Here is a 9,789-nt window from a genome sequence, read left to right on the forward strand (position 1 = left end):
CACTTCTGGGACTTCGGTTAAGGGCAAAACTCGTTTGTCCTGCACTGGCAATGTCCGACTGCGAAAGGCATTATATATGCCTGCGGTAGTGGCGATGCGTCATAACCCGTTACTCAAAGCTATGAGTGAACGATTATTGGGTCGTGGAAAGGTCAAAATGCAGGTGATTGGTGCGCTGATGAGGAAACTGGTGCATTTGGCTTTTGGGATTTTAAAATCCCAAAAGCCTTTCGACCCCAATTATTTGACTGCTACCCCTTGACAGGTCAAGACAGTATCTACAACTAATGACTAATGACTTATGTTAACGCCTTTGCCTAATACAGTAGAAACTTCTCAAGGTTATTCTCGCAATCCCTGGTTTTTTGGTCTTTTGATTTTGATTGTCCTATTGCTGGGTTTTATCATGCAATCTTACCTCAACCAACCTCAGCTTTTAAGCGATCCGTTTTTGCAACTTCCAACAGCAAACTCGGTGCGAGTTGTCTGGTTCACAGAGTTTGCCGGTACTCGCAACACAGTTGATTACGGCGAAAATTTGAATCAAACTGTGACGGCAAATACTACCAAGCTAAGCCGCACTCACGAAGACAAAGACTCGCGCATTTCCGATGAAATCAAACAAAGCATAATTGACAGCAATCCAATTGTCCGCGACATCTGGCGCCACGAAGCAGAAGTCCCCAATTTAATGCCCAGTGTTCGCATTCCTTATCGAGTTACCAGCCAAAGGAAAGACGGCGCATCTGTTAGAAGCAAAGTTTTCACTCTTTCTCCCACACCAGCAGCAGGAATGCCGCTCAAAATCCTCCTCACTTCCGACCATCAATTGATGCCGATGACAGCAGCAAATCTCCAGAAAGTAGGCGAAACAATTGGCAGAGTTGACGCGGTTTTCATGGCTGGGGATTTAATTAATATACCCGATCGCGCTTCCGAATGGTTTGACGACTACCGAGGCCGGGCATTCTTTCCCGCTATGCAAGGGCGCGCATTTTCCGAACTGGACAAAAACGGCATCAAAACCGTTTACAGCGGCGGCGAACTGATCCAACACGCGCCTTTATTTCCCGCCATTGGCAATCACGAAATCATGGGCAGGTTTTCAACTGCCAGCCCCCTCAACGACCAATTTAATGATCCTTTTCCCCGCGCGGCTGCCGAGAAAATATACGCTAAACGTGCTGCATCTTTGAATCCTAGTAATGACTCTTCTGTGCGGGAAATATGGCTAAAAAACAATACTTTTAATAGCGATACCTATGACGAAATTTTCAATTTACCGGGAGGCAAAAAATACTATGCTGTGACTTTTGGGGACGTGCGGCTAGTGACTTTATACGTTGCGAATATCTGGCGGACTCCGAATTTAGATCCGGGTGCGAGAGGCAGGTATCGGGAACGAGACGCAGATTTTAATAATCCCGAAAAATGGGGATACGGACAGCATATTTTTGAGCCGATTGTCAAGGGCAGCGCTCAATATAATTGGCTGCAACAAGAGTTAAAGAGTGCGGAATTCCAGCAGGCAAAATATAAAATTGTGATGTTTCACTACCCGCCGCATTCTCTGGGTGACAATATTGTACCTGCTTATACTGATCCAGTGCAAATAGTCGATCGCGCTCTCGATGGCGAGATTAAAATGGTGCGTTACGAGTATCCGAAACAGCAAGATTATCTGATTCGGGATGTAGTGCCGCTACTAGAAACAGCGGGCGTGCAGTTGGTATTCTACGGACATTCCCACTTATGGAATCGGTTTGTAAGTTCCAGCGGAATGCACTTTTTGGAGACTTCTAATGTGGGCAACAGTTACGGTGCTTTTGTGGGGGAAAAGCGCCGATTTGTGCCGCCGGCATATCGGGAAGATTACAGCGCTATTGGAGACCCGAACGGATTGGAACCTGTAGTGCCGACTGTTGCGCCTTTGTTGGGAGAAGACGGGCGGCCGCTGCCGTATATTGATAGCAATGATATTACTGCGTTTACTATTTTTGATACGGGCGAGGGTACGGTTAGCAGCTACTATTTTGATACGCGGAAACCAGAGTCGGAAGTGGTGAAGTTTGATGAGTTTAAGTGCGAAAGGTAAGGGCACGGCATTGCCGTGTCCCTACAGATATCTGAGTCAACTGAGATGTTGCACTATTCTCAATTAGCTATTTAGGAACAGGCAAGATGCCCGTTCCACAATAACATTGAGTTTTGTGAAACAGGCATCTTGCCTGTTCTTGAGAATGGTGCAAGATGTAATACCAAGCTGCATTGTGATGTAGAATCTAGTTGAGGGTGATAAATGTCAAATAATTTGGAAATCGCCGAAAATATTCGGCTGTTGAATCAACCGTCTTATAGTCCCGAATTAATGCCCGTTGAACATCTGTGGGAAGATTTACGAGAAAACTACTTTAATAACCGAATATTCAAGTCAATGTCTAAGGTAGTCGATGAACTTTGTCATGGACTTGTCAATCTAGCATCTCATCCGGAACGCTTGCGCTCAATGACTTATTTCCCACATTTTAGAATAAGCTCTTTGAAAGCAACTTAGTATCAGCTTATACAACAGACCTACAATGTTCGCTGGAAAAAAAGTCGAGCTAATCGCTCACTGAAAACGTGTTAATACTTTGTTCAAACGTGGGCCTGCGCTCTTCAAATTCCTCAGCACTGGTAGAGAATGCAACAATCCACATATTGCTCCCTTGCTTAATCGTGTAGATTATCTGTTTGGCAGTTACACCGGAAATTGTTGCTTCTATCACGATCTGACCTGCCTGATAGCGGTCAAGCGACACTTTCTTCTGCTCCACGACACGAAATTCGCTGGGTAATTGTTTAGGAATCAGATCCAAGTATGTATCTATTGTCACTGTAGGTCCAACTGACTCTATAGCAATAGCGACATTACTCAGAAAACCTGCTTTACTAACCTTCGAGTCAAAAGCCCAGATGACGAATGCGGATGGATTCTGTTTGAGTGACTGAGCTACCTGCTGATAGTAGGGCCCCAAAGATTCCAGCTTCTGAACCACCACGTCCAGATATTGGCTGAGATCTCCGCCGCTATAACTCTCCGGTAACTGCAATTGTACACCGCGTCCCTCAAATTTTTTCCAACCTGGGATGGTCGTGGTTTGTGTGCGGACAAAGGGACTTGATGTTTGTTGAGAGGTTTGTGGCTGCTTGCAGCCTATGACTAGGCTTGGTAGCAACAGACAGAGTACCAGCAAAAAGTTTTTCTTATTCATGGAATTACGGTTTATACCCCAACTTGGTATCACTGATGATTGTACGTCTGAACGCAACTTGATATAAGATTAAACTGAGATGTTGCACCCTTTTTAATTACCTGTTTAGGAACGGGCTCTTCGGCCCCTTCCACAAGAAAATTGAGTTGTGTGGAACAGGCATCTTGCCTGTGCTTAACAAAGGTGGAAGATGTAAGATTAAATCTTGTCTTTCGCAGGTGGAACCAAACCAGTTTTATTCAAACCCGCATCAATCTGCCTGAGCAATTTAAAATCGTCTTCGGGTAAGGAATTAACAGGCGAGTGTTTTTCCAGAAACGAGAATGCTTGCCGAAATTCACGCGGCCGGGAGTCGATCGCACCATCGAAGTGACAAGGTACAATTTTTTCAAAGTCCCAACTCGCCACTTGATCCACCCAATCGAAAGTTTCCCTCGGCGCGCGGTTGAGAATCAAAGTCTGCAAAATCGGCGCGACAAACAACCGCCCTCCTCCCCGCAAAGCCTCAAAAGATCGCACCCAATCTCTTTTCCACTTGAACGGATACAACCCGAAATAAGCTTTCCTAGAGCGTTCTGGCGCTTTGCGTGCGCTGGCAAATACGTCCGACCACGGTGGCACTTCCAGCACGCTGGGGCTAAAATACATGGCAAATAAGGCGATTCTCTGCCAGCCTTTGCGCCGATTTTCGTGGGTGTCTGCCACCGTGTCCGAGGCGCTTTCTTTGGCGTGAAACAGCAGCGGGTACGAGTCGAGTTGGACGATCGCGGGCGGATTTTCGGGAATCGAAACTATGGAATCTGTTAACATCAGCGTGCGCGATCGTCTGTGAAATAACGCAACTTCAGCAAATCTGCCCAAACCGAGGTCGAGGGGGCCGAGAATTGCCCAGTCAAATTGATCGGCTAACGGCGTGTTGCTGCTGTCAAACGGCAGTACAGAGGTGCGTTTGGCGGGCAAACCCAGCCAACTCAGCGGCAAATTCACCGGGAAACTCCACTGCTGCGGGGCGACAAACACCTGCGCTTCGGGAAAACACCTCGCAAAGGGGCCGACAAAAACTTTGTGCTCGATGCCGGAAACCGTTGTCAGCATGATGTACTTCACCTCGCCGTGCTCTGCTACTAACTCTTTTACCAAGCGGATGCACTCAGGAGTCGGTGCAACGGGGGCGTAGACGAGAAGGCCTTCGGGTTCTAGTTTAATTACTGTCATCCGAATCGGGACGACAACGTAAAAAATGCCTTGTAGTTGGTCAAAAGTCCAGATTGTATCTTTAACTATTTCCTTGCGGATGGTGCGCCGCTTGCTGTAGGGATAGAGGGGGACGACTGGCCAAAAAGCCCAAGAATAGTCCCGAGAATCAATCTGTGCTGATGTTGGTATGCCTTCGCCCTCTGCCACTGGTGCGACTCCTTGCCGATTTTTTTGTACGTGCGTGCGATCGAACTGTTTTTATCTTATTTCACTCCTGTTGCGGGGATTCGAGGAGTTGAAAAGGGGTTTCACCAGGCCTGGGTGCGAGAACTATTAAACCAACTGTTCAGGATCGATGCCTAACTCCCGCAACCGCGCCGCTAGTCTTTCCTCTCGCTGTTGAGATTCTGTCAGTTGCTGTTGAGATGCTATGAGTTGCTGTTGAGATTCTATCAGTTGCCGTTCCGCCGCCGTCGCTCTTTCACCCGGACTCAAAATCAACCCTCCTTGGGCCGTAAACCATCGCAACCACAACCGATTCATACTCTTATAAGTGCCTTGCCACCAACCTAAACTCAATTGCAACTCAGGAATAAATAACCGCCCATCAATTAATTCTGCCGGTTCATAGTGGCCTCCTACAAGATGAAAAGCTCGCAATTCATCCGTGTAGCGACTGAACACAAAATAGTAAGGAATCCGCAAAATTTGTTCATAAACTTGCCACTTAGTCGGCGGTTCCCCAGCTTGCTGAACAGTCTGCCCTAAATCTTCATCTTCAGTGCCCGGCGATAGCAATTCCACCACCACAAACGGATTTACCCGTTCTTGCCAAACTACATAACTCAAACGCATATCGCGCCCTTGATAAAGCCTTGGCACGCCCACCGCAGCAAACCAATCCGGGCGTTTATGCCAGCGCGGTTGTGTTGCATCGTAATACAAATTTAGGTCACTGGCTGTAAAGACTTGTTCGGCATCCCATCCCGGCGGCAAAAACGTGAATTCCAAGAGTTGCGGCTGATCTAAATGAAATGTATCTGGCAAACCGGGCTCCTTTGGGTCTTCGCTAGGTAAATCATACATTGTTGGCAAACTCTGCCGGGGGTCTAAAGGCGGTTCAGCTTGAGCAGGCGGGTAAGTCGGGAATGTCATAATGAATTCTGAGGTTGCTTATCCTGATATGATTATAGCCTTGTGAGAATGTCTTGCATTTCCAAATAATTCCCATTAACTCTCAATCTCAAATCTCAACTCAAAACTCCAAAATCGATATGACTCAAAACTACCGCATCACTCTTTTACCAGGAGACGGCATCGGCCCTGAAATTATCGCTGTGGCGGTAGATGTCCTGAAACTTGTCGGTCAACAATTGGACATCGGCTTTGAATTTCAAGAAGCTTTAATGGGCGGCGCTGCTATTGATGCAACAGGCAATCCGCTACCAGAAGAAACACTGGAAAAATGCCGCAACTGCGATGCAGTATTGTTAGCAGCTATTGGCGGTTACAAGTGGGATAATTTGCCCCGCGAACAGCGCCCGGAAACAGGATTATTAGGACTGCGCGCCGGATTGGGATTGTTTGCAAATTTGCGTCCTGCGACTATTTTACCGCAATTGGTTGATGCTTCTAGTTTGAAACGGGAAGTTGTCGAAGGCGTGGATATTATGGTGATCCGCGAACTCACAGGCGGCATTTATTTCGGCAAACCGAAAGGTATTTTTGAGACCGAAACAGGCGAAAAACGCGGTGTCAATACGATGGCTTACACCGAGTCGGAAATTGATAGAATCGGGCGAGTCGCTTTTGAGACAGCCAGGAAGCGGGGAAAAAGGCTGTGTTCCGTTGATAAAGCGAATGTTTTGGATGTTTCGCAACTGTGGCGCGATCGTATTATTGCCCTTTCTTCAGAATACCCTGATGTCGAACTTTCTCACCTCTACGTTGACAACGCAGCCATGCAGTTAATTCGCTGGCCGAAACAGTTCGATACAATTGTCACGGGCAATTTATTTGGCGACATTCTTTCCGATGCGGCAGCGATGCTAACTGGTAGCATTGGGATGCTGCCTTCTGCTAGTTTGGGAGCAAGCGGGCCGGGAGTTTTTGAACCCGTGCACGGTTCCGCACCAGACATCGCCGGACAAGATAAAGCAAATCCCATCGCCCAAGTTTTAAGCGCGGCAATGATGCTACGTTACGCCTTAAATCAACCGGAAGCTGCTAATAAAATTGAGCAAGCCGTTGTCGAAGTTTTGGATCGAGGTTATCGCACTGGCGATATCATGTCGGAAGGCATGAAACTCGTTGGCTGTCGAGCGATGGGCAATGCTTTAATTGAAGCTTTGCAAGCTTAATCTCGCTTGTTACTCGTTCCCAGGCTCTGCCTGGTAACGCATTTTAGGAGGCTCTGCCTCCATTAAAACAAGCCAAATGAGACAGAATTTTGGAGGCAGAGCCTCCGGGTATTAATTACCAGGCAGAGCCTGGTAATTAGATATTTTATAATTTAATGTTCCGCCGTCAAAAGCTTGAATTGCTCGGTATCAATGCGACTTGCTCGATACAAAACTTCAGCAATTTCCGAAAGCGCTAACACAGAATGGGCGCGATAACCGTTGGCCTGCATCTTATCTTTGACTCCCTGTTCGTGGTCGATTAATACCACGATATCTTCCACATTCAAGCCAGCCGATTTTAACTTAGCCGCGCCTTCCATCACGCTTTTGCCACTAATCAAAATATCATCGACTACGACAATCGTTTCTCCTGCCTGAAAATGCCCCTCAATCAATTTGCCTGCACCGTAAGTTTTCACCTCCTTGCGCGGGAAAATCATCGGGCGTTCCATCCGCAAGGCTAAACCGGTTGCTGTGGGTAAAGAACCGTAGGGAATTCCCGCAATGCGATCGAATTTTAAATCCTTGAGAATGTCTGCATAAGCGCTGACAATTTGGTGGAAAATCTGCGGAATTGAGATAATTTTTCGCAAGTCGATGTAATATGGAAATACGGCGCCCGATGCTTGTACGTGGTCGCCAAAAACTACGCAGCCGATGTCATAAAGTTGCAAGATTAAATCGCGGTGAGGTTCCGGTTGCAAAAAGCAAACATCGGGCAGCCACAATTCGCAAGTGGGACTACCTTCGATCGCCCGCAGCCTCTGTTTATTAATACTATCCCGCAATTTCTCAATTTCTCGGCGCGGCTCTTTCCCCGCTAATAAGCTCGGGGGGACTGGCAGCAGCAAATCTTCACCATTCTTGCTTAAACCAGCCGCCAGCAGTTGTGCGAGGTCGTTTTCTTCTGTTAGGTCATTTTCTGCGGGGATGTCTCCTTCGACTAAAATCAGGCGTTCAGGAGCCTCTTTGCGGATGCGGGCTAACATATCCGGCATTACTCCTACTTCTAAACCGACTTTTTCGGGAGTTCCCCAAGTTTGAGAGAGTCGGACTAATTGCAAGTAAAAAGGGTTGTTTGGCGTTGGGTATTCTTGCAAAGCCGCCGCTGACGGGTTGGCGCTGGCACAGAGGACAAAAACAGTTTTTCCAGCGTATAACAAAAATGGCGCTACTTGGTCGAATCCGGGATAGGGACTTAAAGTAATAGCGTCAACTCGCCAGTCTTGAAATACAATTTTGGCAAACACTGTGCTGGTATTTAAATCGCAGTGTTTGGCATCTAAAATTACTGGCAGGTGAGGGGGAATAATTGTTAAAATTTCTTGCAGCAATGCCCAACCGGGAATACCGAGAGATTGGTAAAAACCGAGGGTGATTTTGCAGGCACAGATTAAATCGGCTGTTTGGTCGATCGCACTTTTTAGCTTTGACAACAAATCAGTTACAAAAGTTTGAGTTTCCTCCCCAGTCATGGAAACCAGCGCGGGCAAGGTTTCCGGGTCGGGGTCGAGGGCTAAATACAGCAAACTTTGATTGCTTTCAACAGCCGCTAACAGTTTATCGAAAAAGTTGGTTCGATCCGTCATAGTGTGTTATGGAGGTAAGGGGAATTTAAAAAAATGCAGCTCAAACTGGGAGGGGTGTTGTGCCGGAAGAAACCGATCCCCGTTGAAATTGAAATTAAGAATCTTTTAAGATTGTAGAATGTAAAGAGCAGGAAATCTGTAACTTTGGGAGCAGTTTCATGAGGAATGATTTTCGGGTTGGCTACACCAGTGATTGCGCCTAACCCGCAGCAAATCAATTAGTTGCGGTAAACTAACCAGTGTCCGGGCGGCGATTTGATCGGCCTTCGCCTGCGGTACGCGAGTTTAGCAAATGCCAATTTGCAAGGGGGAGATTTGAGACGATCAAATTTTAGGGAAGCTAATTTATCGGGGGCAAATTTGAGCGGGGCTTCTTGGCGGCAAGCTAATTTACAAGGCGCTAATTTTACTCAAGCTAATTTAACCAGATCCCGTTTGACGGGTCTAATCTAAAAAATCCTACCGTTGGAGGTATTATTTGGGTTGACGGTAGTATTAAATAGATGCAGAAACTAAAGCAATGCCCGCCTTATATTAGGGATAGTAATAAATGATCGGTACGATCGACTTTACGATTTGGGACGAGTTGCTGCAACGCTACGTTGACGATTTGGGGCGCGTCAATTATCAACGCTGGAAAGCTGAGGGGGCGGATGTTTTGAGGGGGTGGCTGGAAAGTTTGGCGGATGTGGATTTGGCCGATGGTAGTGATGCGGATGCGCGGCTGGCGTTGTGGGTGAATGCGTATAATGCGATCGCAATTTCTCAAGTTCTGGAAGTATATCCGATCGCGTCGATCCGTCCCAAAGTTTTGGGAATTCCCAACTGGCTGAGTTTTTTGGATTTTTTCACTCGTTCAAATACGATTATTGGCGGCAAAAAGTACAGTCTCAATCAAATCGAACACGCAATTTTGCGGCCGGAATTTGCGGAACCGCGCATCCATTTTGCATTAGTTTGCGCTTCTGTCGGGTGCCCGCTGCTGCGCCGGGGGGCTTATTTCCCCGAGTCGGTACGGACTCAACTAGAAGCGGATGCCAGCCGTTTTATTCACAATCCTGATAAGGTGCGATATGATGCCGAGAAAAAGACGCTTTATTTGAGCAAGATTTTTAAGTGGTACGGCGAGGATTTTGTAAAAGCGGCGGGTTCGGTGGCTGAGTATGTGGGCGGTTATTTGGGGCCGGAGGCGGCTGTGGGTGATGGATTGGCGATCGTTTTTTTGCCTTACGACTGGAATTTGAATCGGGTTGATGGATAAAATTTGCGCCTAGGGATAGGTGTTTTTTTGAGGGGGTGATTTTTTTAGTCTGTCGTTACCCCTTCAAATTGCCAGATTCAACAGGG

Annotated in this window: 10 protein-coding genes; 6 read left to right on the plus strand and 4 right to left on the minus strand. The window is 47.1% G+C overall.

The genetic code is table 11. The features are described 5' to 3' along the window. From QUA24_RS03450 to QUA24_RS27270, 3 genes are all read left to right on the plus strand, one after another. Positions 1-262 (plus strand): transposase (locus QUA24_RS03450; RefSeq protein ID WP_333227226.1); only part of this gene is annotated, 262 nt, incomplete at its 5' end. A 39-nt stretch (positions 263-301) separates the two neighbouring features. After that, positions 302-2,095: a metallophosphoesterase family protein gene (locus tag QUA24_RS03455; RefSeq protein ID WP_333227228.1), complete on the plus strand. Its 1,794-nt coding sequence runs from the start codon at positions 302-304 to the stop codon at positions 2,093-2,095. Positions 2,096-2,299: 204 nt separating this feature from the next. Next, on the plus strand, positions 2,300-2,554 hold the full coding sequence (locus tag QUA24_RS27270; protein WP_445242582.1) for a transposase: 255 nt from the start codon (positions 2,300-2,302) through the stop codon (positions 2,552-2,554). Positions 2,555-2,603: 49 nt separating this feature from the next. Here the strand turns inward: QUA24_RS27270 and QUA24_RS03460 are convergent, their stop codons facing one another. From QUA24_RS03460 to QUA24_RS03470, 3 genes are all read right to left on the minus strand, one after another. Further along, positions 2,604-3,254, minus strand: a complete 651-nt coding sequence (locus QUA24_RS03460) for a hypothetical protein (RefSeq protein WP_333227230.1) — start codon at positions 3,252-3,254, stop codon at positions 2,604-2,606. Between the two features lie 198 nt (positions 3,255-3,452). After that, a complete protein-coding gene (locus QUA24_RS03465; protein ID WP_333227232.1) occupies positions 3,453-4,658 on the minus strand; it encodes a DUF4336 domain-containing protein in 1,206 nt (401 codons plus the stop codon). A 126-nt stretch (positions 4,659-4,784) separates the two neighbouring features. After that, positions 4,785-5,606 carry a Uma2 family endonuclease gene (locus QUA24_RS03470; RefSeq protein ID WP_333227234.1) on the minus strand — a complete coding sequence of 274 codons (822 nt, stop codon included), beginning with the start codon at positions 5,604-5,606 and terminating at the stop codon, positions 4,785-4,787. Between the two features lie 119 nt (positions 5,607-5,725). On the opposite strand from QUA24_RS03470, the gene leuB reads away from it, so the two are divergent. Further along, positions 5,726-6,811, plus strand: coding sequence for a 3-isopropylmalate dehydrogenase (gene leuB, locus QUA24_RS03475; protein ID WP_333227236.1), 1,086 nt, complete (start codon positions 5,726-5,728; stop codon positions 6,809-6,811). 152 nt (positions 6,812-6,963) lie between these two features. Here the strand turns inward: leuB and QUA24_RS03480 are convergent, their stop codons facing one another. Next, positions 6,964-8,442, minus strand: a complete 1,479-nt coding sequence (locus QUA24_RS03480; RefSeq protein WP_333227238.1) for a bifunctional orotidine-5'-phosphate decarboxylase/orotate phosphoribosyltransferase — start codon at positions 8,440-8,442, stop codon at positions 6,964-6,966. 255 nt (positions 8,443-8,697) lie between these two features. Here QUA24_RS03480 and QUA24_RS03485 point away from each other — a divergent pair, with 255 nt between their 5' ends. Then, positions 8,698-8,895, plus strand: coding sequence for a pentapeptide repeat-containing protein (locus QUA24_RS03485; protein ID WP_333227240.1), 198 nt, complete (start codon positions 8,698-8,700; stop codon positions 8,893-8,895). A gap of 97 nt (positions 8,896-8,992) precedes the next feature. After that, positions 8,993-9,703 (plus strand): DUF547 domain-containing protein, encoded by a 711-nt coding sequence (locus QUA24_RS03490; protein WP_333227242.1) that lies wholly within the window; start codon positions 8,993-8,995, stop codon positions 9,701-9,703. Positions 9,704-9,789: the final 86 nt, after the last annotated feature.

It is taken from the genome of Microcoleus sp. Pol12B5 (assembly GCF_036701335.1).
Classification (GTDB): domain Bacteria; phylum Cyanobacteriota; class Cyanobacteriia; order Cyanobacteriales; family Microcoleaceae; genus Microcoleus.

Excerpts from the sequence above, each read along its gene's own strand:
- QUA24_RS03455 (WP_333227228.1), top strand. The coding sequence starts at position 302 with ATGTTAACGCCTTTGCCTAATACAGTAGAAACTTCTCAAGGTTATTCT.
- QUA24_RS27270 (WP_445242582.1), top strand. The coding sequence starts at position 2,300 with ATGTCAAATAATTTGGAAATCGCCGAAAATATTCGGCTGTTGAATCAA.
- QUA24_RS03460 (WP_333227230.1), bottom strand. The coding sequence starts at position 3,254 with ATGAATAAGAAAAACTTTTTGCTGGTACTCTGTCTGTTGCTACCAAGC.
- QUA24_RS03470 (WP_333227234.1), bottom strand. The coding sequence starts at position 5,606 with ATGACATTCCCGACTTACCCGCCTGCTCAAGCTGAACCGCCTTTAGAC.
- leuB (WP_333227236.1), top strand. The coding sequence starts at position 5,726 with ATGACTCAAAACTACCGCATCACTCTTTTACCAGGAGACGGCATCGGC.
- QUA24_RS03480 (WP_333227238.1), bottom strand. The coding sequence starts at position 8,442 with ATGACGGATCGAACCAACTTTTTCGATAAACTGTTAGCGGCTGTTGAA.
- QUA24_RS03490 (WP_333227242.1), top strand. The coding sequence starts at position 8,993 with ATGATCGGTACGATCGACTTTACGATTTGGGACGAGTTGCTGCAACGC.